Origin of the sequence: Bacillus sp. FSL H7-0578, assembly GCF_038630855.1 — a bacterium.
GTDB lineage: Bacteria > Bacillota > Bacilli > Bacillales > Bacillaceae > Bacillus > Bacillus safensis.
The window spans coordinates 32,560-56,613 of the sequence record NZ_CP152045.1 but is presented as its reverse complement, the minus strand read 5'-3'; the positions used below and the strand labels follow the sequence as shown (position 1 = coordinate 56,613).

The 24,054-nt window shown below is 43.4% G+C and carries 23 protein-coding genes, 2 tRNA genes and 3 rRNA genes; 1 reads left to right on the top strand and 27 read right to left on the bottom strand.

The genetic code is table 11. The annotated features are described in order from the left end of the window. Positions 1-3: 3 nt before the first annotated feature. The 9 genes from ispE to metG all read right to left on the bottom strand — a co-directional run bounded on the left by ispE (position 4) and on the right by metG (position 8,728). Complete coding sequence (gene ispE, locus MHB41_RS00300) at positions 4-873, bottom strand: 4-(cytidine 5'-diphospho)-2-C-methyl-D-erythritol kinase (RefSeq protein WP_061109541.1); 870 nt, start codon at positions 871-873, stop codon at positions 4-6. Positions 874-1,019: 146 nt separating this feature from the next. Next, a complete protein-coding gene (locus MHB41_RS00295; RefSeq protein WP_012008653.1) occupies positions 1,020-1,205 on the bottom strand; it encodes a small, acid-soluble spore protein, alpha/beta type in 186 nt (61 codons plus the stop codon). Between the two features lie 163 nt (positions 1,206-1,368). Beyond that, positions 1,369-1,626, bottom strand: coding sequence for a Veg family protein (locus MHB41_RS00290; RefSeq protein ID WP_003217979.1), 258 nt, complete (start codon positions 1,624-1,626; stop codon positions 1,369-1,371). Between the two features lie 213 nt (positions 1,627-1,839). Beyond that, positions 1,840-2,724 carry a sporulation peptidase YabG gene (yabG, locus tag MHB41_RS00285; RefSeq protein ID WP_024427198.1) on the bottom strand — a complete coding sequence of 295 codons (885 nt, stop codon included), beginning with the start codon at positions 2,722-2,724 and terminating at the stop codon, positions 1,840-1,842. 114 nt (positions 2,725-2,838) lie between these two features. Next, positions 2,839-3,717: a 16S rRNA (adenine(1518)-N(6)/adenine(1519)-N(6))-dimethyltransferase RsmA gene (gene rsmA / locus MHB41_RS00280; RefSeq protein ID WP_034284149.1), complete on the bottom strand. Its 879-nt coding sequence runs from the start codon at positions 3,715-3,717 to the stop codon at positions 2,839-2,841. Then, positions 3,710-4,270, bottom strand: coding sequence for a ribonuclease M5 (gene rnmV / locus MHB41_RS00275; protein ID WP_340899553.1), 561 nt, complete (start codon positions 4,268-4,270; stop codon positions 3,710-3,712). Before rnmV ends, rsmA begins: the two co-directional genes overlap by 8 nt. 161 nt (positions 4,271-4,431) lie before the next feature. Next, the gene (locus tag MHB41_RS00270) at positions 4,432-5,634 is read right to left on the bottom strand and encodes a G5 and 3D domain-containing protein (protein WP_044334281.1); all 1,203 of its coding nucleotides are present in this window, start codon (positions 5,632-5,634) and stop codon (positions 4,432-4,434) included. Positions 5,635-5,878: 244 nt separating this feature from the next. Beyond that, positions 5,879-6,646 carry a TatD family hydrolase gene (locus MHB41_RS00265; protein ID WP_024425634.1) on the bottom strand — a complete coding sequence of 256 codons (768 nt, stop codon included), beginning with the start codon at positions 6,644-6,646 and terminating at the stop codon, positions 5,879-5,881. Between the two features lie 81 nt (positions 6,647-6,727). Next, the gene (gene metG, locus MHB41_RS00260; RefSeq protein ID WP_340899555.1) at positions 6,728-8,728 is read right to left on the bottom strand and encodes a methionine--tRNA ligase; all 2,001 of its coding nucleotides are present in this window, start codon (positions 8,726-8,728) and stop codon (positions 6,728-6,730) included. Between the two features lie 520 nt (positions 8,729-9,248). On the opposite strand from metG, the gene MHB41_RS00255 reads away from it, so the two are divergent. Beyond that, positions 9,249-9,539, top strand: a complete 291-nt coding sequence (locus MHB41_RS00255) for an AbrB/MazE/SpoVT family DNA-binding domain-containing protein (RefSeq protein WP_087975202.1) — start codon at positions 9,249-9,251, stop codon at positions 9,537-9,539. Positions 9,540-9,584: 45 nt separating this feature from the next. Here MHB41_RS00255 and rsmI read toward each other — a convergent pair whose 3' ends face one another. The 18 genes from rsmI to MHB41_RS00165 all read right to left on the bottom strand — a co-directional run bounded on the left by rsmI (position 9,585) and on the right by MHB41_RS00165 (position 23,920). After that, on the bottom strand, positions 9,585-10,466 hold the full coding sequence (gene rsmI, locus MHB41_RS00250; protein WP_326484181.1) for a 16S rRNA (cytidine(1402)-2'-O)-methyltransferase: 882 nt from the start codon (positions 10,464-10,466) through the stop codon (positions 9,585-9,587). Continuing rightward, positions 10,441-10,740 carry a GIY-YIG nuclease family protein gene (locus MHB41_RS00245; protein WP_024425631.1) on the bottom strand — a complete coding sequence of 100 codons (300 nt, stop codon included), beginning with the start codon at positions 10,738-10,740 and terminating at the stop codon, positions 10,441-10,443. The genes rsmI and MHB41_RS00245 overlap by 26 nt, the downstream gene beginning before the upstream one ends. Next, positions 10,727-11,470 (bottom strand): tRNA1(Val) (adenine(37)-N6)-methyltransferase, encoded by a 744-nt coding sequence (locus tag MHB41_RS00240; protein ID WP_024427205.1) that lies wholly within the window; start codon positions 11,468-11,470, stop codon positions 10,727-10,729. Before MHB41_RS00240 ends, MHB41_RS00245 begins: the two co-directional genes overlap by 14 nt. 55 nt (positions 11,471-11,525) lie before the next feature. Continuing rightward, positions 11,526-11,879, bottom strand: coding sequence for a DNA replication initiation control protein YabA (yabA, locus tag MHB41_RS00235; protein ID WP_024425629.1), 354 nt, complete (start codon positions 11,877-11,879; stop codon positions 11,526-11,528). 14 nt (positions 11,880-11,893) lie between these two features. Beyond that, positions 11,894-12,721 (bottom strand): stage 0 sporulation family protein, encoded by an 828-nt coding sequence (locus tag MHB41_RS00230; protein ID WP_024425628.1) that lies wholly within the window; start codon positions 12,719-12,721, stop codon positions 11,894-11,896. Between the two features lie 2 nt (positions 12,722-12,723). Further along, positions 12,724-13,713, bottom strand: coding sequence for a DNA polymerase III subunit delta' (gene holB / locus MHB41_RS00225; protein WP_024425627.1), 990 nt, complete (start codon positions 13,711-13,713; stop codon positions 12,724-12,726). A gap of 11 nt (positions 13,714-13,724) precedes the next feature. Continuing rightward, positions 13,725-14,165, bottom strand: coding sequence for a YaaR family protein (locus MHB41_RS00220; RefSeq protein WP_024425626.1), 441 nt, complete (start codon positions 14,163-14,165; stop codon positions 13,725-13,727). Positions 14,166-14,177: 12 nt separating this feature from the next. Next, positions 14,178-14,507, bottom strand: coding sequence for a cyclic-di-AMP receptor (locus MHB41_RS00215; RefSeq protein ID WP_024425625.1), 330 nt, complete (start codon positions 14,505-14,507; stop codon positions 14,178-14,180). A gap of 79 nt (positions 14,508-14,586) precedes the next feature. Further along, on the bottom strand, positions 14,587-15,225 hold the full coding sequence (tmk, locus tag MHB41_RS00210) for a dTMP kinase (RefSeq protein WP_034284135.1): 639 nt from the start codon (positions 15,223-15,225) through the stop codon (positions 14,587-14,589). Further along, complete coding sequence (locus MHB41_RS00205; RefSeq protein WP_070326874.1) at positions 15,222-16,637, bottom strand: aminotransferase class I/II-fold pyridoxal phosphate-dependent enzyme; 1,416 nt, start codon at positions 16,635-16,637, stop codon at positions 15,222-15,224. The genes tmk and MHB41_RS00205 overlap by 4 nt, the downstream gene beginning before the upstream one ends. A gap of 77 nt (positions 16,638-16,714) precedes the next feature. Further along, on the bottom strand, positions 16,715-17,779 hold the full coding sequence (locus MHB41_RS00200; RefSeq protein ID WP_340899560.1) for a toxic anion resistance protein: 1,065 nt from the start codon (positions 17,777-17,779) through the stop codon (positions 16,715-16,717). An 18-nt stretch (positions 17,780-17,797) separates the two neighbouring features. Further along, a complete protein-coding gene (locus MHB41_RS00195; RefSeq protein WP_340899561.1) occupies positions 17,798-18,412 on the bottom strand; it encodes a 5-bromo-4-chloroindolyl phosphate hydrolysis family protein in 615 nt (204 codons plus the stop codon). A 128-nt stretch (positions 18,413-18,540) separates the two neighbouring features. Next, the gene (locus MHB41_RS00190) at positions 18,541-18,732 is read right to left on the bottom strand and encodes a sigma factor G inhibitor Gin (protein WP_340899563.1); all 192 of its coding nucleotides are present in this window, start codon (positions 18,730-18,732) and stop codon (positions 18,541-18,543) included. A 171-nt stretch (positions 18,733-18,903) separates the two neighbouring features. Continuing rightward, positions 18,904-19,019: ribosomal RNA gene (gene rrf / locus MHB41_RS00185) — 5S ribosomal RNA — on the bottom strand. 61 nt (positions 19,020-19,080) lie between these two features. Further along, positions 19,081-22,011: ribosomal RNA gene (locus MHB41_RS00180) — 23S ribosomal RNA — on the bottom strand. Positions 22,012-22,109: 98 nt separating this feature from the next. Beyond that, positions 22,110-22,185, bottom strand: a tRNA-Ala gene (locus tag MHB41_RS00175). A 14-nt stretch (positions 22,186-22,199) separates the two neighbouring features. After that, a tRNA-Ile gene (locus MHB41_RS00170) sits at positions 22,200-22,276 on the bottom strand. 95 nt (positions 22,277-22,371) lie between these two features. Beyond that, positions 22,372-23,920, bottom strand: a 16S ribosomal RNA gene (locus tag MHB41_RS00165). Together the 16S, 23S and 5S rRNA genes with 2 tRNA genes alongside form the textbook arrangement of a ribosomal RNA operon. Positions 23,921-24,054: the final 134 nt, after the last annotated feature.

Sequence of the window (24,054 nt, the reverse complement as noted above, 5' to 3'; positions counted from 1 at the left end):
GATTTAATCAAGGGCATTTTGTTCGCCGATCATGCGGACAGCGTATACTTGATCACAAAATCCTCTCAGTCCGTTATATATTCTTTGTACCTTCGATTCATATTGAATCAAGCCAAATACAGTTGGGCCGCTCCCACTCATTAATACAGCATCAGCACCGAAACGCTTCATCTGTCTTTTGATCATATCTACTTCCGGATACATCTTTAATGTCACAGACTCCAGAACGTTACCGAGTGAGCCGCACATCTCTTTATAATCTTTCGCTTCAATGGCTTCAATCATACGCTGTACATTTGGGTGTTCTACTTTGCTTGCGTCATATTGTCTATAAACTTCAGCTGTAGATACCCCAATCACCGGCTTCGCTAAAATCACCCAGCAATGCGGCGGTGTCGCGATATGCTTCAGTTTTTCTCCACGTCCTGTCGCTAGTGCTGTGCCTCCGTGTACACAAAAAGACACATCTGAGCCGATCTCCGCTCCAAGCTCAGCTAGTTCATCTAACGTGAGATTCAACTTCCACAAACGGTTTAAACCGCGAAGCGCTGCTGCAGCATCACTGCTGCCTCCAGCTAAACCTGCTGCAACAGGTATTGTTTTTGTGATGACAATCGATACTCCTTTTTGAATACCGAACCTTGTTTTGAGTAATTTAGCCGCCTGATAAGCCAAGTTACGCTGATCATCTGGCACAAATCGATTATGAGATGATACACGGATTTCGTCTTTGTCCAGCTCCGTCAGCTCAAGTCGATCTGCAAGGTCTATTGTTGTCATCACCATCTCTACTTCGTGATATCCATCCGGTCTTTTTCCATGAACATCAAGTGAGAGATTAATTTTTGCCGGTGCTTTTTCTAAAATACGCAAACATTTCACCTACTTCTCCATCTAAACATAAGTATCAATATTGTATCACATTTGATGGATCTGATGAATATTGGCTTTTACGCCCAGCACACTGACTTTTTCAGCAAAAAAAGCCAGAGACACCTGAGGTATCCCTGACCATTTTTCTATCGTTGATTCTCATCCTGAGCCATGTGCTGCTGAGCTAATTCGATGGCACGTTTGACCATATTACCTGCGTCACGCGCACGAATTTCTCCCCAGCCTCCATTTTTGACGGTATCATAAAATCCAAGATCCTTCGCCAGCTCGTATTTGAACTCATCTGACATAATGCCTCGGCGTCTACCCAAACGAAACAGCCCCTTTAGTCGAGAATTCGAATCAGTGCCACTGCTTTTGTGGCTTTCTTATTTTGTATCGAATCCTTTCTTTTACCCCTTTCAAAAAATGGACAGACTCCCATTCAGAAAAAAAGGCAAAACAAAAAGCAGTAAACAAGAAGTTCACTGCCCATTAATAGGCGACTGAGCTAGCGGTATCATCGAACGTTAATTCGACCGTCTCAGTCAGTATATCTGCATAACTGTAAGAAACTCTTTCAAACGAATTCTCATCTTGATCTAATTGAATCACAAATACAGAAGGGTACGTTTCAGCTAAAATGCCCGAACGCTCAATTGTTTTACGGCGGCCTCCGTTAGCCTTTAACGTCAAACGTTTACCTAAGTTACCATCAAGCGATCTTTTGATGTCGGACAAAGTCTTCGCCATTGCATCCACCTCACTGAGATAATTATACAACAAAGGCCCATTTTTGTCAAATAAAAATTAAATTATATCAACCAACACGAGCCATTGTCAACAAAATAATTTTGACAAACTTCTACCTTTTCTCCTCCCTATTTTTCTCAAATTCCGGTGAATTATGTATCCGTTTGAAATTTCTTTTTACACATAAAAAAAACCAGACTGAAATCAGTCGGGTTATGTCGATTCATGGTCTTTTTTATATGGCATACCTACCCTTAAAACACCCTTCGTCTCGATGCCTCCGAGACCTTTTTCTCTTGTTAATGTATTACGAAGCACATCCCACACATTGATTCGATCTACAAATGGAGTGAAGCTGATCTTCGCAACGATATAGACGGGATCGAGCGCATGGATGTTCACACGTGAAGGTGAGCTTGCAAAATTGGCACCTGCTTGGATCAATGATTCGAAATGAGATTGACAGGCGCCTGCAAAGATCACAAGCTGATCTAAATGAGGAATTTTCTTTCTTGCTTTTTGAACCGTCTCAACGAAATGACGAGAATGGCGATAGGCACCGATATCATTTACGCCGCCCTTTTGCTTGGAATACGCATCATGCCCTGTAATGACCAAAATATCAGGCCGATATTGATCAAGTAACGAATCGATCACGCTTGGCATTTTCTTCTCATGACAATGCACTCCGTACACAGGTACACCAATTCGTTCATATACATCTAAGCATTTCTTTAAGTATGAAGCATCTCCATCTAAATGAAGGACCTTTCCAGGCATGTGAAAATACTGCTCCTGATGCTGATATTGTCCAGAAGTATAATACTCTTGTTTTTCACGCAGCAGCTGATAATCCTGTCTTAGTAAGTCGAGCGATTCGTTAATTTTCCGTTCGTCGTCCTTTTCCCTTGTCAGCTGCTCCTCTTTTTGAATCAAGACGAGATCCGACATCTTAGCATCAGCAATCAGCCTCACTTCATTCCCATGCAATATGGCAGTGGCTTCGTGCTGATCTGTCTCATCAATTCGAATGATTCGAAACATAATATCCATTTGATAGGATGCCCTCGTCACCATATCTCCTATTTGAAATTGCATGCTGTTCACTCCACAATCAGGCTCATATCCTGTTGGTATCGTCTTTCATATATGCTGTTCTTTCTAGCCTATGCCCGAACAGTTGAAGTGGTGAAAAACAAAAGAAAAAAGCCCTTACGATAGGGCTTTTTGTAAAACATTCGACAAACGGGCAAATTCCTCAATGGATAATGATTCTCCGCGGCGCTTTCCATCAATATCTGCTGTTTGAAGTGCTTCTTCGATGATGGCTTTATGTTTTTTTCCATCAGGGAGATTGTTCATCAAATTATTCATCAATGTTTTCCGGCGCTGGCCAAAGCTTGCTCGGATCAATTGAAAGAAAAACGCATCATTTTCTACTGAGACAGCAGGCGTTTCACGAACAGTCAGCTTAATCACAGCCGAATCAACATTGGGCTGAGGAACAAAAACCGTTTTAGGCACAACCATCACCGTTTTTGCTTCCGTATAAAATTGAACTGCGATAGACAGTGAATTATATTCCTTTGATGAAGGGGCAGCTGCCATACGATCTGCTACTTCTTTTTGCAGCATGACCACAATCCCTTTCAATGGAAGGTTTTCTTCAAGCAATTTCATAATAATCGGTGTTGTCACATAATATGGAAGGTTGGCTACGACCATCACTTCCTTACAGTCAGCAAAATTTTCCTCGATGACCTTTCTCACATCGGCTTTTAATACATCTTGATGAATGATCGTGACATTATCATATGGAGAAAGCGTATCGTTTAAAATAGGCAATAAACGCTGATCGATTTCAAAAGCGGTAACTTTCTTTGCACGTTTAGCCAGCTGCTCTGTCAATGCGCCGATACCAGGTCCAATTTCAATGACGCCGGTCTCATCTGTAACCTCCGCGTGATCGACAATGCGATCTAAAATATTTGTATCAATTAAGAAGTTCTGCCCCAAGCTCTTTTTAAAAGAGAAACCGTACTTCTTCAGTATTTCCTTCGTTCTGACGGGTGTCGCAATATCTTTATTCATCGGCTTCCTCCTGCATGACGGTCTTTAAGGCCGCAATAAAATCATGTTTGGTTATTTGGAACATGTGAAGGCGCTTTTGCAGCTGCTTCGCATTGGTATATCCTATATTTAAAAGCACTCCTAGTCGTTCGCGGCGGCGTTTCGATGCTTCGCCTCCGATAAGGCCTGCGTCAATTAAGTCATCTAAAGTAATGTCACTTTCCGTTACTTCCATTTCTTCATGGACATGGGCAAGACATTCCCGAATACTGTCCAAGGAAGCATGCTCGACACCAATTCCTTTATCCCGCTTCGCCTTCGCAAGATGTTTTGGCAAAAAAGCGTGCTTACAGCCAGGAACTGCCTCTGCGATGGTTTTACGGATCTTCTCACCAGGAAAATCAGGATCTGTTAAAATAATGACCCCTCTCGTCTCCTGAGCAAGACGCACTTGTTGAATGACTGTATCGCCAATGGCAGATCCGTTTGTTTCAATCGTATCTGCATCCACTGCCATCTTCACTCTGGCAGTGTCATCACGACCCTCCACCACAATGATTTCTTTGATTTTCATGTATTCCTCCGCTTGCAAAAACAATCTACATTTTTTGGTTAAAAAAACGAAACCTTTCATGCTGCTTTTGCGTCTAATTAATTAGAAAACAGTGCTTCTATTATAACCAAAAAAACAGAGGGTGCGCAAAGCCCTCTGTTCATATAAATGATTTGATGTGTTTATTTGAGTACTCTAATTTTTACTCGTTTATTTCCCCATTGATAAGCTGCCGACTTACTTGGGACGAACACATCAATTTTATTCCCTTTTATAGCAGATCCAGTGTCTGATGCAACGGCATATCCATAGCCTTCCACATACACTTTTGAGCCCAGCGGAATGACACTCGGATCAACTGCTATAACCTTTGCACCTGGATTTGCTTTTAAATTAAAGCCTGTAGACGTTCTGCCCGTACATCCAGCACAGCTCGCTGTATAGGCTGTTGATGCCACATAAAATTCTTTTCCTGACGATTCATTGCTTCGTGAAACCGCAGGGGACGCTGTAGGTTCCTTTTTGGCCACTTGTGTACCAATAGCCACTAATCGGTCCTTACTATCTTTTTCGGTCACTTCTTTAATCAATTCTTTAGACACCACTTTGCCGTTTTCTTTCACAATGGCATAGTGCTTCTTCAATTTACCTTCTTCACCTTTTTTAAGTACCTTCTCTTTCCCTTTTTCAAGAGAATGATCCTTTTTATGTTTGGTATCAAAAGCAATTTTCTCTTCCACTACATCGGTGACTTTTTCCACCCGAGTGATCTTTATATCTGCGCTCTTTTTAGAAAGGTTACTATGTAACGCAGGCTTGATCTTATCGTGCTTCTTGAGCTTCAGCTCTTGTTGCTTTAAAAAGTCAGCGACCGTAGTCGAAGTGGTCCACACTTTTTTATCTTTTCCTCCATCATTTAAGCTGACCTGGAAGGCCTGCTGAACCACAAGATTCATATCCTTTGTTAACTTGTCATTCTTTCCTGGAGTTACTTGATCGTGCTTCCCAATATCTATCTTCTCATTCTTCAATAATGCTCCAACCGTCTGATCTGTAGTCCATATCGTTTTCTCTTTCCCATCTAGGGTCAGATGAACCGGTATAGCCGCATCATACACAATGTTCATATTGTCTTGAATCTTTGTATTTAGACTTGGAGAGATATGATCCTCCGCCTTGGTCCTTATGCCAAGGTCTGAAAGCAGCTGAGCTACTGTCTCTTCATGTGTACGAATTGTCTTCTCTTTACCATTGATTGAAATGGTAATAGACTGCTTAGTGAGCTCATGCGCACCGTAAGCCGTTCCAGTTCCAGCTAAAAGCAAGCAAACAACTAGTAATAAAACCTTGCCTTTTCCTAGCTTCACAGAAAACAGATTTTTCATTTTTTGTACGATGAAAAACGCCTCCTTCTCCTCGGAGAGATTATATAGAGTATCTCAAAACCTGTCAACCCTTCCACCCACTGTACAAAAATGCTCGATTGTAAACCTATTATGGGAGATTTATGGAAGGAAGGGAAGAAAGACTTATCGACAACTTATCCTATGAGGAGGCGCAAACGTGTAGAACTTTTTCGTTATGTTTCACAATTGGACAAGCTTAAACAAGGATTGACATCATATACTGTCAGTTTATACGGAAAACTTTTTTTGCATTTTTTGTTGTCAATTCAGCAAGCTCTTCAAAGCTGATTTCTCTCAGCTCCGCAATCTGTTCTGCGATATATTTGACATAACTTGGCTCATTACGTTTCCCTCTAAATGGCACTGGCGTTAAGTATGGGCAGTCTGTTTCAATCAAAAGCTTATCACTTGGTATCTCCTTTACAACTTCCTTTGGCTTTTTGGCATTTTTAAATGTCACGGGTCCACCGAATGAAATATAAAAGTTCATCTCCATACACGCTTTTGCAGTTTCCAGACTGCCAGTAAAGCAGTGCATAATACCTCCAACCTCAGCTGCTCCCTCTTCCTTTAAAATCGTCACGACATCTTCCGTTGCGTCACGATTATGAATAACGATTGGAAGCTTCACTTCCTTCGCAAGAGCAATTTGGCGTCTAAAGACTTCCTTTTGCACATCTTTTGGCGACTTGTCCCAATAGTAATCCAGACCCATTTCTCCAATTGCAACCACTTTTTCGTGTTGAGATAAATCTTTGATCCAAGCCAAATCCTCATCTGTCATATCAATAGCATCGACTGGATGCCAGCCGATAGCTGCATATATGAAATCATACTCTTCAATTAATTCCATCGCTCTCGTAATTGTCGGGCGGTCAAACCCTACCACCACGATTTTCTCAACTTTTTCGCTTTTCGCTCTTTCGATCACCTGCTCTAAGTCTTCATTGTATTGTTCTGCATTTAAGTGGGCATGTGTATCAAATAACATGGTTGATTGCTCCTTTCGACAATTCTCCTAAAAAACAAAAGGTGTTCGACGAAATGTTACACGTGGAACACCTTTGTTAATTTATAAAATTTTTGTTCCATTTGCTAGAGATTGATCTACTTCAAGAACCTGCAATTTCCCGCCAGTTTCTCCAGTTAAAATCATTCCCTGGGAAATTTCCCCTCGGAGTTTAACTGGTGTAAGATTAGCTACGCAAACAAGCTTCTTCCCTACTAATTCCTCTGGTTGATAGTGCTTGGCAATCCCAGAGACTATTTGTCTTTTTTCAAATCCAAAATCAAGCTGAAGCTTTAAGAGACGATCCGCTTTTTTCACTGGGGCTGCTTCCAATACCTGTGCAACTCGAAGATCAACTTTTGAGAAATCATCAAATGCAATTTCTGCTCCCAGCTCAGGTAATTCCGTTTCTTCGATTTCCACTTTCTCTTCTTCTACCTTAGGTGCACTTCCCTGCATTTTTTCTTTAATGTAGGATACTTCTTCTTCAACCTCTAAACGCGGGAACAAAGGCTCTCCTTTTTGTACCGTTGCTTGTTGAATCGCACCAAATGATAGGATACTATCCCAGCTTTTGAGCTTCTCTTCTTCAATTCCAAGCTGGAAGAAGATTTTCTCAGGTGTTTTCGTTAGGAACGGCGTTAAGAGTACTGCAGTGATTCGAAGTGATTCTGCTAAATGATACATAACAGAATGCAATTCTTTTCGTTTTGTTTCATCCTTTGCCAGCACCCACGGGGCTGTTTGATCAATATATTTATTGGTTCTGCTGATTAATGTCCAAACATTTGAAAGAGCCACAGAGAATTCAAGATTTTCCATCGCTTCTTCATAGGCTTTGACTGTTTGTTCAGCTACTGCTTTCAGCTCTTCATCAAACTCATTAACAGGGCCTTTATAGCTGCTTAATGTGCCGTCAAAATATTTTTGGACCATCGCAACTGTACGATTAAGCAAGTTACCTAAATCATTGGCAAGGTCATAGTTTACACGTTCCACGAATCCTTCTGGTGTAAACACACCATCTGCACCAAATGGTACTTCGCGAAGCAGGTAATAACGAAGGGCATCGAGGCCATAGCGATCAATTAATGTGACCGGATCTACCACATTCCCTTTTGATTTAGACATTTTGCCATCTTTCATGAGCAGCCAGCCGTGTGCGAAAATTTGTTTCGGCAGAGGCAGATCTAATGCCATCAGCATAATCGGCCAATAAATCGTATGGAAGCGTACAATTTCTTTTCCTACGAGATGTACGTTGGCAGGCCAATATTTTTTATATTTTTCATCTTGATCTGTTCCATAGCCAATCGCAGTTAAATAGTTGAATAACGCATCAATCCATACATAAATGACGTGTTTTGGATTGTTAGGAACTTTAATTCCCCAATCAAAGGTTGTTCTTGATACTGCTAAATCCTCTAAACCTGGTTTAATGAAGTTATTAATCATTTCATTCTTTCTTGATTCAGGCTGAATAAACGATGGATTTTTTTCGTAATAATCGAGCAAACGGTCCGCATACTTACTCATACGGAAGAAATATGATTCCTCTTTAATTAATTCAACAGGGTGGCCGCTGTCAGGGCTTTTCCCGCCAATGACTTCCCCTTTCTCATTACGCTCAACATCAACAAGCTGTGTTTCCGTATAGAATGTCTCATCAGGAATACTGTACCAGCCCTCATATTGATCTAAATAAATATCGCCTTGACCAAGCAATTTTTGGAAGACTTGCTCAATGATTTTCGTATGTCTTTTTTCTGTTGTACGGATGAAGTCATCATTCGAAATGTCGAGTTTCTTCCATAATGATTTAATGTCTTCAACGACTGGATCTAAATACTCGATCGGTGTGATATTTTGTTCTTCAGCTTTTTGCTGAATTTTTTGTCCGTGCTCATCTGTACCTGTTAAATACATCACATCATAGCCTTGAAGACGTTTATAACGAGCCATAGCATCTCCTGCTACTGTCGTATAAGCATGTCCAATATGTAATTTTCCGCTCGGATAGTAAATAGGTGTTGTCAGATAAAACGTTTTTTTCTTTTCCGGCATGTCGGAACCTCCTGCGTGTGTGTAAATGTCAAAAACTCCCGCCCAATGGACGAGAGCGGTTATCATCATTACATGAAAATGTGTCAGATCAATTCATTCAATTTTGCACTTGTGCTTTCTCTATGATACCATCTTAGCCTTTAAGATCAAGCATATATACATAGAACAAGATGAAATGATCGAAAAAGATGAGTTTTTCGAAAAAAACGACAAACCCGTCGACATTTTGTCGAATATTGTCGTATGAAATCTATTTCCAGATTTACAATTGGCTAAATTAGGGCAAAAGTCTTGTTAATCTGATCTCGTCATTTCTTATATTTTCATAGGAAAAGCCTACAAAATCCTTATACACCAGTAGTTTCAAGGTCTTTTGACTTTAAGAGTCATATTTTACAAACAATAGTAAACAAAATGATTGACGATTTATGGAAACCTTGTTATGCTAGGAATGTAAGGAATTTGTCGAATAATGACGAAGATAATATTATTTTAAGAATAAGAACTTTTTGGGAGGAGAATGAAGATGAAATCTACAGGTATTGTACGTAAAGTTGACGAATTAGGGCGCGTGGTGATTCCAATCGAACTTCGCCGTACGCTAGGAATCGCTGAAAAAGACGCTTTGGAAATTTATGTTGATGATGAAAAAATTATCTTAAAAAAATATAAACCAAACATGACTTGCCAAGTAACAGGTGAAGTATCAGACGATAACCTTAAACTTGCTAATGGTAAATTAGTTCTTAGCCGTGAAGGTGCAGAGCAAATCATTAACGAAATCCAAAACCAACTTCAATCACAAAAATAAGGTTCATATAAAAAAGGTTCTTGCACCGTTTGCAAGAACCTTTCTTTATTGTTCAATATGATAAGCATCGTATATCGTGCGCTTTGGTACACCACGTTCGACAGCTGTACGTTTAATGGCTTCCTTCGACGTTAATCCTTCCTCTATGTAATGGATCACATGTTCTTTTTCAGATAAGGACGTCCACCAAGCTTCTTCATTCAGCTCTTCTTCAGCTTGATCATTTCCTTGTACCACAAGACAGAACTCACCTCGAATTTGATTCTCCGCAGCCCATGTCAGCACAGCTTCTAAATCCCCACGAATAAACTCTTCGAATTTTTTCGTCAGTTCTCTCGTAATTGCGATGTTCCGATTCCCCCACACTTCCTTCATTAAAGTCAGCGTTTCTTTTAACCGATGGGGCGCTTCATAGAAAATGATCGTTTCTTGACGTTTCTTCAAGGCTTCAAGCTGCTTTTTCTTTTCTTTTTTCTGACGGTCGAGAAAACCATAAAAGAAAAATGGCTGAGGCGCGATTCCTGATGCAATGAGTGCTGTTAGTGCAGCATTTGCGCCAGGTAACGGAATGACATAGCCTCCGATGCTAGTAAAATCTCGAACCACTTCAGCCCCTGGATCTGAAATCGTTGGTAAACCGGCATCACTCACAAGTGCGATACTTTTCCCTTCTTTTAGCCATTCGATTAACTTGTGGCCGCTGCTGTCTTTGTTATGTTCATGATAACTGGTTAAGGGTGTATCAATTTCGTATACATGACAAAGCTTTTTCGTTTGCCTTGTATCTTCTGCTGCAATATAGTCTACATCTTTTAATGTTTGTATCGCTCGGAACGTCATATCTTCTAGATTTCCGATCGGGGTTGGGACAAGATAAAGAATACCCATGCCAGATTGACCATCAAAGCTTTTCTGTGTCTTTTTCATGTGCCGCCTCCTTTTCCATTCGCATTTCTTCTATATAAATATCTTTCTTTTTCCGCGTCCACGTTTTGAAACGATATTCTTGCTGCATGGCTTCTCTTTTGGTTGCAAAACATTCATGATAAAAAAGCTCAACCGGCCGTCTCGCTCTTGTATACTTTGCTCCCTTTCCACTATTATGGGTTATTAGTCTTTTTTGTAAATCATTTGTATAACCCGCATACAGGCTGCCATCTGCACATTTTAAAACATAGAAATAATGATTATGCTTCTCCATACAGTATCGTCCTGATTTCATCTGTATACTCCTGATCTTCCCCATAAACAAAAAGAGGCGGAAGAATTTTCAGATCTGGTTTTCCATCTTTTATGCCCTCTACCAAGATAGTATTGGCTTCTTTCCCTTGTTTGGGATAAACAAATTGAATTCGTTTCGGCTCAATTCGGTATTTTTTCATTAATTCAACAATCTCAAGCAGCCGTCCTGGTCGATGAACCATCGCCAGTTTCCCCCCTTGCTTTAGCAGCGTGGAAGAAACACGAATAACATCTTCTAATGTACAATGAATTTCATGCCGTGCAATCGCCAAATATTCATTTTCATTGATTTCATCCTTAGAGGGTGTTTTAAAATATGGCGGGTTACATGTAATCACATCAACTTTATGGTTGCCGTAGCGTTCCGGCATATCATTCAAATCACCATGAATCAATTCAATCTGGTGCGCAAGTTGATTATACTCTACACTTCTTTTTGCCATATCAAACAGCCGTTCTTGAATTTCAACACCCGTAATCGAGGCCTTAGAACGAGTCGAAAGCAGCAATGGCACGATACCGTTTCCGGTACAAAGATCAATGATCTCCCCTTTTTGGATCGGTACATACGCAAATTTAGCTAATAACACTGCGTCCAATGAAAAGGCAAACACAGTTTTACTTTGTATAATCTTCATATCTTCGGCGAGCAGGTAATCTAAACGTTCATCTTCTCTTAACGAAACCATGATGTATCCTTTCTTTTCCTGTGAAAAAGGCTCCCGATTCAGCGGAAGCCTTTTCTCATTTTTTATTTAAAAATGACAGACAGAACAAACAGTCTCCCTCTTTACGAATGCTTCCATAATGTACATTACAAATATGGAAGCCCTCCTGATATAACCGGGCCAGGTTATCATGACCTTCTCCTATATCAGAGTGACTTGGCTTCTGGGCAGAATCATTCTCTGCCTCAGACGATTTGTCTCGATCGGACTGATCCAGACGTTCACGCAAGTGCTGATTCTCCATCTGCAGCTGATGATTTTCTTCAATCACTTCACCGATATGATTTTTCAAATCACCTAACTGGCGATAAAGAGAACCGATTTGTTCTTCTAAATTAATCACCGTATCAAATAGTTCCTTTTTATCCAAGGTGGCACACCTCGTTACTCAGTTGTTTGTGCAGATACAACGCCTTCTTGTAATAATTCTTCCCATGTATATTCTATCACTTTTTCTTGCCCGGTTAATTCAACTTGCAAAATTCGTTCTAAAATATTGAGCCCTACTACCTTTGCAGAGCCATTAGACGTTTGAATCGTTTCGCCGATATCCGGTAATTGTTCCTTCGCTGTTTCATACTCATCATTCTCATATTTCAAGCAGCACATCAAACGGCCGCATAGTCCGGAAATTTTTGTCGGATTTAACGACAGGTTTTGATCCTTTGCCATCTTAATCGACACTGGTTCAAAGTCTCCTAAGAATGTCGAACAGCAAAGCATTCGCCCGCAAGGACCAATGCCGCCAAGCATTTTTGCCTCGTCTCTTACGCCAATCTGGCGAAGTTCAATTCTCGTTTTGAAAATTGATGCAAGATCCTTCACTAGCTCACGGAAATCAACTCTGCCATCTGCTGTGAAGTAGAAGATGACCTTGTTTCGGTCAAATGTAAATTCAACATCAACCAATTTCATTTCCAGCCCATGTTCACTTACCTTCTGAAGACATGTATCAAAGGCTGTCATCGCTGCTTCTTTGTTTTCCTCAACGATGAGCCGATCTCGTTCGTCTGCTACACGAATGACTTTACGCAGAGGGAGAACCACATCGTGTTCATCTACTTTTTTGTTGGCGATGACCACTTGTCCGTACTCAACCCCTCTGACCGTTTCTACAATGACACAACTATCATTTTCTATATGAAATCCATTAGGATCGAAATAATAGATTTTGCCCGCTTTTTTAAAGCGAACACCAATTACGTTGTACAAGCTTATCCCTCCTGCAACATCAACACCAATTGCTCCATCAGCCCTTGGGCATTCACGTTGGATTGAAGTCTCTTTTTCGCTTCTAATACAGCAAGGATCTGGCTGGTCACCATCTGCTGTGTGGAATGCAGCGCATGCTGCTTCATTGTCTGGAATAAGTCTTGATAAATGACTTTATCTTCATTTCCTATTTGAATCGACAATACATCACGATATATAAATAAAAGCATATCCAGACCTGTTTCTTGAAGGTCTTTCTCTTTGAAAAAAGGCATCCATTGATCCTGTATATAAAAAAATGCATGTTCTTTTCGCTGGTGTAAGACTTCATACAATTTTATCACTTTCGCTCTAGACTCTGCAAACTGATCATTTCGACTTAATTCGAGTGCTTCTGCTAAATTATTGGTTAAATTCGACAAAAGCCTTGCGAGATGCTGAGATACGCCTTCTTGTAAAAGCTGCTGCTCCAAGGATTGTGGCTGCAGCGGCTGAAAGCTGAGCATCTGACATCTTGAAATAATCGTATCCAGCATTTTATGCGATTGCTCAGTGATTAAAACCGCCATCGTTTCCCGATTAGGCTCCTCTAGGAACTTCAATAAACTGTTCGCGGCATTGACCGTCATTTTGTCCGCATGAAGAATAATATACATTTTCCGGTGAGATTCTACACCGGCTTTTGTAAATTCCTCTTGCAGTGCCTGCACTTGCGCCTTCTTAATTGATTGGCCATCAGGCTGCACAAGATGTAAATCGGGATGGTTTCCTGATGCAATCCTTTTGCAGTTTTGACAGGATTCACATGGTTTCACTCCTGATTCCAAGCAAAAAAAGCTTTTAGCCAAAAGCATCGCTGCATCCAGTTTTCCGGTTCCTTTTTTTCCTTCAAATAAGTAGGCGTGCGCAAGTCGGTCTTTATCAATACTATTAAAAATCAGCCGCATGACGCGCGGCTGCAAATCATTCATGTCATCCCAGCTAATTGCCATGTTATCACTCTCTATGTGTAAAGGTTAATCAATAAACCTTTTATTTCTCCAATACGTTCAAGCAAATCAATAGATGGTTTTTCTTGATCCATCATTTCCTCGGTTAATTCAATCAGCTTTTCATCTAAGGCTTTGACTAAAGCAAGTGTACGTGTATTTCCATAAATGTCAAAGCTCCTTGAAGTTTCTATATTTAATCCATTATCGACTGTCTCTTTCACAAAGCGCTTCACCAGTCCTTTAAACCTAGCCAAATCCTTTAGGTTTCGTGACTTTGCGAGCTTTTTTCCGAACACTTCGATATCACTCAGCATGACCGTCAGCTGTTCTAAGCGCAGTTTGCCGCTTTGCGTCTCCATCGAAGCTTTAAAGGAGGCAGATGTCTGGCTTCCTTTCATCGCTTGAAGTTCACGCTTTTCTAAACGCAGCCGCATATCTTGATTAATTTTCACAGCAACCCATCCTTAAAATTGATGAAATTGTTCAACTGGCAGAATAAAAACAGTAGCTCCGCCAACTTCAACCTCAACAGGGTATGGTACGTATGAATCTGCATTTCCGCCCATTGGGGAGACAGGCGCGATCATTTGATCACGTTTACGGCAATTTTCTTTTATAAGCTGTAATGCTTTATCCACTCGGACATCATCACAACCAATAATAAAAGTCGTATTCCCAGACTTTAAAAACCCACCAGTTGAAGCTAATTTTGTCACGCCGAAATGATGTTCAGTCAATATTTTCAACAACTTGCTGCTATCTTGGTCCTGTACAACGGCAACAATTAATTTCATTTGATTGGCCTCCTTTATTTTAGGCACAGATGACATGCCGATGTCTTCCTCTATATTATAACAACGATTGGGAATTAGGTCATATTTGATTTTGCTTTAATGTGTCCTGAATCAATTGAAGGACTTCTTTATAGACAGCCTGCATCGGCTGAGACGCATCCACTACACGGAATCGTTCTGGCGATTGTGCAATAAGCAGTTCATAGCCTTCTCTGACCAGCTGGTGGAAATTCAGCGTCTCCATGTCTAATCGATTCTTTTCTCTTCCCTGGTTGGCATCAATTCGCTTTAGCCCTTCCTCAGGTGTAATAGAAAAATAAATGGTCATTTGCGGCATCGTGCCATTGATAGCAAAGTCGTTAATTGACTTTACTTCTTCAATCCCAAGCCCTCTCGCATAGCCTTGATAAGCAAGGGAGCTATCAACAAAACGATCACATAAAACCGTCTGCCCGCGCTGTAATGCCGGTTCTACCTTCTCAGCCAAATGCTGCCTTCTTGCGGCTGCATACAGCAAAGCTTCTGTTTTCGCATCCATTTTTGTGTTTTTTTCATTTAAAATGACTTCACGAATCTGCTCTGCAATGTCAATGCCGCCAGGCTCACGTGTCGCCATCACTGCATATCCTTGGCGTTCCATTTCTTCATACACTTTTCGAATCACTGTCGTTTTTCCAGCACCCTCTGGCCCTTCAAACGTAATAAACATACCGCTCATAGTGTCTCCTCTTCTATATAAACATATAATTTTCTCTGATGAATCACCTGACTGGCTTGAACATGAACCTGATGTCCAAGCAAACGGCTTAAAGCCGCAATCTGATCGATTTCAATACGCTCTCCTTTAACGATCAAGGGAATACCCGGTGGATATGGAATAACCGATTCTGCACTAACCCGTCCTGCTGCATGTTCAAATGGGACGGCTTCTATATCCTGTCTATGCTCATCGTTGTCATTAGCCGGCGCCTCTCTTTGGAAATGATCTTTTCCTTTGAGCTTGAGCAATGAATCGCTTTGATTAAGGGCCTGCTCTATCTGTTTAAAAGGAATATCCTTCTTCTGTTCTAAACCAAAGATAAGTAAAACCTGATGTTCGTCGGCAAGCTCTGGGTGAACCTCCACTGATTCAAGTACTCGTTTTAGTTCATAACCAGTCAGCCCTTTTGTTGATCGAATCACACATTTTAATGGATCGTTAGAAAGCAATTCAGACTCGATCACTTCAAGCTGCGGTATACGATTGAACTCATTTTTCAGCTCTGCCAGCTCTTTCATGATTCCATCCAAGATCCCTTTTTTCTTGATCTCCTCGACATAGGCCCTTGCCACATCTAATGAGGCCATAATTGGATAGGATGGAGAACTGCTTTGAAGCATCGTGAGGAATGTTTTCAAACGTTTTGCATCCATTCGCTCCCCCTGTAGATGAAGGTAGGATCCCATCGTCATGGCCGGAAGGGTTTTATGTGCTGATTGTACCACCACGTCAGCTCCATAGGAAAGAGCAGATGGGGGAAAAGCGCCGCCTAATACAAAATGTGCACCATGTGCCTCATCAACCAAAACGATCATGCCTGCTTCGTGGCACATGTCAATCAGCTTTGATAAATCAGCCGCATGTCCGTAGTAGTTCGGATAAGTCAAAACGATCGCCCGGCAATTAGGATGTTTGGCTATGGCTTTTTTGACTGTTTCATCCGTCACATGTGTTGGAACATACAGGTGTGGATCTACCTCAGCTTCTACCATAATAGGCGTGGCTCCTGCAAGCTCAATCGCATGGTAAACAGACTTATGACAATTTCGCTGGACGAAAATCTCATCTCCCGCACGACAGGCTGCCATCACCATCGCTAAATTTCCGACAGTTGTCCCATTCACAAGGAAAAAGCTTTGATCTGATCCATATAGCTTTGCCAATAAATGTTCAGCCTCTTGAATCACACCAGTTGGATGATGGAGATCATCTAACCCTTCAAGCTCTGTTACATCCAGCTGAAGAATTGAGTCATAATAAGTCCGTGCCTCATCAAAAAAGACATCTCCATTGTGATGTCCTGGAACGTGGAAAGAATAAGGTTTCTTTTCCGCATGTTGTGCTAATGCTGTATATAAAGGTGTTTTCAAACAAATCGACCCTTTTCACTTTAACGATATCTTATGTCTATTATAACGTTCATACAAGGGAACCGAAAGGTGGATTCTCATTCCTTAATTGGCTGGTGATTCGCCAGCTGCTGTTCTGCCTCATACATGCTGTTTTTCAATTGGGCTCGCTCTTGGCTTCCATGCTCTTTCACCTGTAACGTTTCCTGTAAGGTTTCAGCTAATTGGCGTTGAACCTTTTTCAACGTATCTATAGGTGCAAAAGCTGCCTCTTCAAGAAGCTCCCCCTGCTGCTTTGATACCTGTTCATATGTTTTTTTGATTCGATTCTCAAGAGCTGAATTGGCACGCTGCTGAATATACGTTAACGCAATCGACATTTGGTTGATCCATAGAGGAATAGATGCAGAAACAGTTGATTGAATGTGATTGGCCAATGTATGATTCGTATGCTGGATCATTCGAATTTGGGCATTACATTGCAACGCAATTTGCCGGCTTAGCAGCAAATCATATTTCCGTTCTTTCAACCTCTCCATATATTCTTCTGCATTGACTTCCTGACTCATCAATTGCTCCTCTATAGTCCGATTACCAGTCTGCTCCGTTTCTGATATGATCTGCTTCTCTAAAGTTGTTATTTTCGCTTCAACTGCTGCAACCTGCAGCGTCATCTCTTGGAAAAAGGTTTGATTTTCTTCAAATAAACGCTCTAATAACATGTGATCGGAAATTAATCCGCCTTTTGCGTAACGAAGCCTTGCTGATAATCTCTCGATCTGTGATTTTGCATGTTGAAAACGCGATATGATTTCCTGAGTAGAACGCTTCTCCCGCCGAAATAACTTCGAAAAAAAGCCCTGCTTCTTTGGCAGTAAGTCCTCCGGTTCTACTACATGCAGCTGGTGCAAAAAGGCCTCAAGCACGTCTCCTATTTGATCGATATCTTTTTTCTCAACATATTTCATCATTTGTTGTGATTGTTCCAATAATCGTTCCTGAACACGTGTACCATAGAAAAGCAGCTTTTGCGGATTGTCAGGGATTTGCTCAGCACGCTGCAAGGCTTCTTGTTTCTCCTCATCAGATAAGGTATCAAACACTTGAAACTGAAGATCTGTAGTGGCAGCAGATGATGTTGGGATGTGATCTTCTGGTTTCATTACGTTTGACTCCTTTCATTATTTCTTTATCATTTTATCTGCCACTTCAAGCTCAATATGAAGGGCTTCTATGTCTCTTCCTAATACTTGCTGCAAATCATTCGTCAATTGCTTTTGCAGTTCTGTCAGCGTCACCCGAGTTTGGCTCAGTGTCATTTCCAGCTCATGACTGCGATCAGGCTGGTTATACAATAATGCATATTTTTCAGTTAGTTCAACGACAGAATCCAAGCTTTCGAAATAAAAACGCTGTGCATCATAAAATCGGGTCGGCTCTTTTTTTGTAATCGTATAGATTCGTCGTGCAAGTCGGAGAATTTCATAATTATGTTTGATCGTCTGTACGTTCTTCACAGTAAATAAAGCCTTCTTTAAACGTACGAGCTTTTGTCCTGCTTCTTTTAAATGCTGTTTGATATATACATAATCACTACGAGACAGTCCGTGTTTCTTTAAAAACAACTGGAAAGCAACCCATCTGCTCCCTGCAAACATTACGCCCCACCCCATCATCGCATACAGTATCGATAGTCCAACATGATGATGGAAAACCCCAATACTGACGGTTAAAATCACAAGCGAAAAAAAAGTAGAGAGGATGGCCCATATAAATGTATAAAAGATTGATTTCATGTTCATCGACTCCTATGAATAATCAGGCTCTCTGTTTATCTTATTATTAATTACGGATGATGTCCAAACTAAGTTCCAAAAAACAGGCCCAATCCTCCATAGATCATAAAAAAAGACCATCTCATGGTCTATGAATACAAAGGCGGTGTATGAAGATTTTTTAGCTTTCTAACATAATCGGCATAGCTAGGATCCGAGGTCGATGTAGAAATTAACTTTCTCTCACATTCTCGGCACAAAAACTGATGATATAAATAAATTCCCTTTGTTTTTTTCTCTTCACAAATCAAACAAATCGCTTCTCGCTTTTTTTTGCTCATTGTGACACCTCCACTTATAGCTTCAGTATGCCCTAGCGCTTTCAATTGTATACAAAATTAAGAATGTTTTAGATGGTAGTTTAGTATATGTATCCATGTCAGATCGAGTGTTTGTTCCTTTTCTTAAAAAACAAAAAAGACCAGTTCCGACTGGAACTGATCCTAATAGAAGCTTGGCGGCGTCCTACTCTCACAGGGGGAAACCCCCAACTACCATCGGCGCTGAAGAGCTTAACTTCCGTGTTCGGTATGGGAACGGGTGTGACCTCTTCGCTATCGCCACCAAACCTGATGGAGAGAATGTTCTCTCAAAACTAGATAACAATGTTCATGCTTCACATTAGAATATAGGTTAAGTCCTCGATCTATTAGTATCTGTCAGCTCCACGTGTCACCACGCTTCCACCTCAGACCTATCAACCTGATCATCTTTCAGGGATCTTACTTCCTTGCGGAATGGGAAATCTCATCTTGAGGGGGGCTTCATGCTTAGATGCTTTCAGCACTTATCCCGTCCGCACATAGCTACCCAGCGATGCCCTTGGCAGAACAACTGGTACACCAGCGGTGCGTCCATCCCGGTCCTCTCGTACTAAGGACAGCTCCTCTCAAATTTCCTGCGCCCGCGACGGATAGGGACCGAACTGTCTCACGACGTTCTGAACCCAGCTCGCGTACCGCTTTAATGGGCGAACAGCCCAACCCTTGGGACCGACTACAGCCCCAGGATGCGATGAGCCGACATCGAGGTGCCAAACCTCCCCGTCGATGTGGACTCTTGGGGGAGATAAGCCTGTTATCCCCGGGGTAGCTTTTATCCGTTGAGCGATGGCCCTTCCATGCGGAACCACCGGATCACTAAGCCCGACTTTCGTCCCTGCTCGACTTGTAGGTCTCGCAGTCAAGCTCCCTTGTGCCTTTACACTCTGCGAATGATTTCCAACCATTCTGAGGGAACCTTTGGGCGCCTCCGTTACATTTTAGGAGGCGACCGCCCCAGTCAAACTGCCCACCTGACACTGTCTCCCTGCCCGATAAGGGCAGCGGGTTAGAAGGTCAATACAGCCAGGGTAGTATCCCACCGATGCCTCCACCGAAGCTAGCGCTCCGGTTTCCAAGGCTCCTACCTATCCTGTACAAGCTGTACCAACATTCAATATCAGGCTGCAGTAAAGCTCCACGGGGTCTTTCCGTCCTGTCGCGGGTAACCTGCATCTTCACAGGTACTATAATTTCACCGAGTCTCTCGTTGAGACAGTGCCCAGATCGTTGCGCCTTTCGTGCGGGTCGGAACTTACCCGACAAGGAATTTCGCTACCTTAGGACCGTTATAGTTACGGCCGCCGTTTACTGGGGCTTCAATTCGCACCTTCGCTTACGCTAAGCGCTCCTCTTAACCTTCCAGCACCGGGCAGGCGTCAGCCCCTATACTTCGCCTTACGGCTTCGCAGAGACCTGTGTTTTTGCTAAACAGTCGCCTGGGCCTATTCACTGCGGCTTCTCGGGGCTTTAACACCCTAAGAAGCACCCCTTCTCCCGAAGTTACGGGGTCATTTTGCCGAGTTCCTTAACGAGAGTTCTCTCGATCACCTTAGGATTCTCTCCTCGCCTACCTGTGTCGGTTTGCGGTACGGGCACCTCTCACCTCGCTAGAGGCTTTTCTTGGCAGTGTGGAATCAGGAACTTCGCTACTAAATTTCGCTCGCCATCACAGCTCAGCCTTTACGGGAAACGGATTTGCCTATTTCCCAGCCTAACTGCTTGGACGCGGATATCCAATACCGCGCTTACCCTATCCTCCTGCGTCCCCCCATTGCTCAAATGGTGAGGAGGTGGTACAGGAATATCAACCTGTTGTCCATCGCCTACGCCTTTCGGCCTCGGCTTAGGTCCCGACTAACCCTGAGCGGACGAGCCTTCCTCAGGAAACCTTAGGCATTCGGTGGACGGGATTCTCACCCGTCTTTCGCTACTCATACCGGCATTCTCACTTCTAAGCGCTCCACCAGTCCTTCCGGTCTGGCTTCACAGCCCTTAGAACGCTCTCCTACCACTGTTCGTAAGAACAGTCCGCAGCTTCGGTGATACGTTTAGCCCCGGTACATTTTCGGCGCAGAGTCACTCGACCAGTGAGCTATTACGCACTCTTTAAATGGTGGCTGCTTCTAAGCCAACATCCTGGTTGTCTAAGCAACTCCACATCCTTTTCCACTTAACGTATACTTTGGGACCTTAGCTGGCGGTCTGGGCTGTTTCCCTTTCGACTACGGATCTTATCACTCGCAGTCTGACTCCCAAGGATAAGTCATCGGCATTCGGAGTTTGACTGAATTCGGTAACCCGGTAGGGGCCCCTAGTCCAATCAGTGCTCTACCTCCGAGACTCTTACCTTGAGGCTAGCCCTAAAGCTATTTCGGAGAGAACCAGCTATCTCCAGGTTCGATTGGCATTTCACCCCTACCCACACCTCATCCCCGCACTTTTCAACGTGCGTGGGTTCGGGCCTCCATTCAGTGTTACCTGAACTTCACCCTGGACATGGGTAGATCACCTGGTTTCGGGTCTACGACCACGTACTCATGCGCCCTATTCAGACTCGCTTTCGCTGCGGCTCCGCATCTTCTGCTTAACCTTGCACGGGATCGTAACTCGCCGGTTCATTCTACAAAAGGCACGCCATCACCCGTTAACGGGCTCTGACTACTTGTAGGCACACGGTTTCAGGATCTATTTCACTCCCCTTCCGGGGTGCTTTTCACCTTTCCCTCACGGTACTGGTTCACTATCGGTCACTAGGGAGTATTTAGCCTTGGGAGATGGTCCTCCCGGATTCCGACGGAATTTCACGTGTTCCGCCGTACTCAGGATCCACTCTGGAGAGAACGACATTTCAGTTACAGGGCTGTTACCTTCTTTGGCGGGCCTTTCCAGACCTCTTCGCTTATATCATTCCTTTGTAACTCCGTATAGAGTGTCCTACAACCCCAAGAGGCAAGCCTCTTGGTTTGGGCTGTTCCCGTTTCGCTCGCCGCTACTCAGGGAATCGCATTTGCTTTCTCTTCCTCCGGGTACTTAGATGTTTCAGTTCCCCGGGTATGCCTTCTCATACTCTATGTATTCAAGTATGGATACTACTCCATTACGAGCAGTGGGTTTCCCCATTCGGAAATCTCCGGATCAAAGCTTGCTTACAGCTCCCCGAAGCATATCGGTGTTCGTCCCGTCCTTCATCGGCTCCTAGTGCCAAGGCATCCACCGTGCGCCCTTTCTAACTTAACCATTTCTTACTTTAGAAAGAATCACTATGTGTGATGAACTTTGCATTGCATTCAATGTGAATGTATTACTTATTGTTATCTAGTTTTCAAAGAACACGTTGGTGGAGCCTAGCGGGATCGAACCGCTGACCTCCTGCGTGCAAGGCAGGCGCTCTCCCAGCTGAGCTAAGGCCCCGATTTAATAGAAGATGGTGGGCCTGAGTGGACTCGAACCACCGACCTCACGCTTATCAGGCGTGCGCTCTAACCAGCTGAGCTACAGGCCCATCTTTCATATCGAAGATATGATGTTGTAGGATCTTTTGCAAGTTCCTTCAAAACTAAACAAGACGAAAACGTACGCTGCTCCATATATCCTTAGAAAGGAGGTGATCCAGCCGCACCTTCCGATACGGCTACCTTGTTACGACTTCACCCCAATCATCTGCCCCACCTTCGGCGGCTGGCTCCATAAAGGTTACCTCACCGACTTCGGGTGTTGCAAACTCTCGTGGTGTGACGGGCGGTGTGTACAAGGCCCGGGAACGTATTCACCGCGGCATGCTGATCCGCGATTACTAGCGATTCCAGCTTCACGCAGTCGAGTTGCAGACTGCGATCCGAACTGAGAACAGATTTATGGGATTGGCTAAACCTTGCGGTCTTGCAGCCCTTTGTTCTGTCCATTGTAGCACGTGTGTAGCCCAGGTCATAAGGGGCATGATGATTTGACGTCATCCCCACCTTCCTCCGGTTTGTCACCGGCAGTCACCTTAGAGTGCCCAACTGAATGCTGGCAACTAAGATCAAGGGTTGCGCTCGTTGCGGGACTTAACCCAACATCTCACGACACGAGCTGACGACAACCATGCACCACCTGTCACTCTGTCCCCGAAGGGAAAGCCCTATCTCTAGGGTTGTCAGAGGATGTCAAGACCTGGTAAGGTTCTTCGCGTTGCTTCGAATTAAACCACATGCTCCACCGCTTGTGCGGGCCCCCGTCAATTCCTTTGAGTTTCAGTCTTGCGACCGTACTCCCCAGGCGGAGTGCTTAATGCGTTAGCTGCAGCACTAAGGGGCGGAAACCCCCTAACACTTAGCACTCATCGTTTACGGCGTGGACTACCAGGGTATCTAATCCTGTTCGCTCCCCACGCTTTCGCTCCTCAGCGTCAGTTACAGACCAGAGAGTCGCCTTCGCCACTGGTGTTCCTCCACATCTCTACGCATTTCACCGCTACACGTGGAATTCCACTCTCCTCTTCTGCACTCAAGTTTCCCAGTTTCCAATGACCCTCCCCGGTTGAGCCGGGGGCTTTCACATCAGACTTAAGAAACCGCCTGCGAGCCCTTTACGCCCAATAATTCCGGACAACGCTTGCCACCTACGTATTACCGCGGCTGCTGGCACGTAGTTAGCCGTGGCTTTCTGGTTAGGTACCGTCAAGGTGCGAGCAGTTACTCTCGCACTTGTTCTTCCCTAACAACAGAGCTTTACGATCCGAAAACCTTCATCACTCACGCGGCGTTGCTCCGTCAGACTTTCGTCCATTGCGGAAGATTCCCTACTGCTGCCTCCCGTAGGAGTCTGGGCCGTGTCTCAGTCCCAGTGTGGCCGATCACCCTCTCAGGTCGGCTACGCATCGTCGCCTTGGTGAGCCATTACCCCACCAACTAGCTAATGCGCCGCGGGTCCATCTGTAAGTGACAGCCGAAACCGTCTTTCATCCTTGAACCATGCGGTTCAAGGAACTATCCGGTATTAGCTCCGGTTTCCCGGAGTTATCCCAGTCTTACAGGCAGGTTACCCACGTGTTACTCACCCGTCCGCCGCTAACATCCGGGAGCAAGCTCCCTTCTGTCCGCTCGACTTGCATGTATTAGGCACGCCGCCAGCGTTCGTCCTGAGCCAGGATCAAACTCTCCGAAAAAATACAAAACCGAAGTTTTGCTTTTCGCCAGTTTGACTGACTACCTATGAAGTTTCATAGGATTTTTTTATAAAAACTCGAATTAACAGGTACGTTTTGTCTTGTTTAGTTTTCAAAGAACTTGTTTACCGCTT

Excerpts from the sequence above, each read along its gene's own strand:
- holB (WP_024425627.1), bottom strand. The coding sequence starts at position 13,713 with ATGGCAATTAGCTGGGATGACATGAATGATTTGCAGCCGCGCGTCATG.
- MHB41_RS00265 (WP_024425634.1), bottom strand. The coding sequence starts at position 6,646 with ATGTTATTTGATACACATGCCCACTTAAATGCAGAACAATACAATGAA.
- MHB41_RS00195 (WP_340899561.1), bottom strand. The coding sequence starts at position 18,412 with ATGAAATCAATCTTTTATACATTTATATGGGCCATCCTCTCTACTTTT.
- rsmI (WP_326484181.1), bottom strand. The coding sequence starts at position 10,466 with ATGAAAAAGACACAGAAAAGCTTTGATGGTCAATCTGGCATGGGTATT.
- MHB41_RS00190 (WP_340899563.1), bottom strand. The coding sequence starts at position 18,732 with ATGAGCAAAAAAAAGCGAGAAGCGATTTGTTTGATTTGTGAAGAGAAA.
- MHB41_RS00270 (WP_044334281.1), bottom strand. The coding sequence starts at position 5,634 with ATGAAAAATCTGTTTTCTGTGAAGCTAGGAAAAGGCAAGGTTTTATTA.
- metG (WP_340899555.1), bottom strand. The coding sequence starts at position 8,728 with ATGCCGGAAAAGAAAAAAACGTTTTATCTGACAACACCTATTTACTAT.
- MHB41_RS00290 (WP_003217979.1), bottom strand. The coding sequence starts at position 1,626 with ATGGCGAAGACTTTGTCCGACATCAAAAGATCGCTTGATGGTAACTTA.
- tmk (WP_034284135.1), bottom strand. The coding sequence starts at position 15,225 with ATGAGCGGTATGTTTATTACGTTTGAAGGGCCAGAGGGTGCTGGAAAA.
- rnmV (WP_340899553.1), bottom strand. The coding sequence starts at position 4,270 with ATGAAAATCAAAGAAATCATTGTGGTGGAGGGTCGTGATGACACTGCC.
- rsmA (WP_034284149.1), bottom strand. The coding sequence starts at position 3,717 with ATGAATAAAGATATTGCGACACCCGTCAGAACGAAGGAAATACTGAAG.
- MHB41_RS00200 (WP_340899560.1), bottom strand. The coding sequence starts at position 17,779 with ATGAAACCAGAAGATCACATCCCAACATCATCTGCTGCCACTACAGAT.
- MHB41_RS00255 (WP_087975202.1), top strand. The coding sequence starts at position 9,249 with ATGAAGATGAAATCTACAGGTATTGTACGTAAAGTTGACGAATTAGGG.
- MHB41_RS00245 (WP_024425631.1), bottom strand. The coding sequence starts at position 10,740 with ATGGAGAAGCATAATCATTATTTCTATGTTTTAAAATGTGCAGATGGC.
- MHB41_RS00240 (WP_024427205.1), bottom strand. The coding sequence starts at position 11,470 with ATGGTTTCGTTAAGAGAAGATGAACGTTTAGATTACCTGCTCGCCGAA.
- MHB41_RS00215 (WP_024425625.1), bottom strand. The coding sequence starts at position 14,507 with ATGAAATTAATTGTTGCCGTTGTACAGGACCAAGATAGCAGCAAGTTG.
- yabG (WP_024427198.1), bottom strand. The coding sequence starts at position 2,724 with ATGCAATTTCAAATAGGAGATATGGTGACGAGGGCATCCTATCAAATG.